The sequence below is a fragment of the Arthrobacter sp. Edens01 genome (assembly GCF_001307035.1).
GTDB lineage: Bacteria > Actinomycetota > Actinomycetes > Actinomycetales > Micrococcaceae > Arthrobacter_B.
The window spans coordinates 27,495-27,790 of the sequence record NZ_LKIU01000004.1; the positions used below are offsets into that span (position 1 = coordinate 27,495).

Annotated in this window: 1 pseudogene; it reads right to left on the reverse strand. The window is 66.2% G+C overall.

The window, feature by feature from the left end:
• Positions 1 to 296: pseudogene (locus tag AO716_RS05075) on the reverse strand (alpha-amylase); the annotation flags it as partial.

The window sequence follows — 296 nt, forward strand, 5'->3', positions numbered from 1 at the left end:
CTCAGGGTTCCAGGGGTGGTGGAGGTAGGCGAAGTTGAAGGTTTGGTGCATTTCGTCGGACCGGACCCAGTCGGTGAGGCGTTCGAGGGGGTCGATGGTCGCTTCGGCGCAGAGGACGCGGTCCCCGTCGTAGTCGTCGAGGATTTTGCGCCAGGAGCGGTAGATGTCGTGGATGCCTGCTTGGCCGAACATGGGGGCCTGGTCTCCGGGGAAGCCTTCGCTGGAGGCTCCGTCGGCGCGGCCGCCCCAGTCGGGGAGCCCGGTTTTTTTGATGAGGGCGTGGGCGACGTCGACGC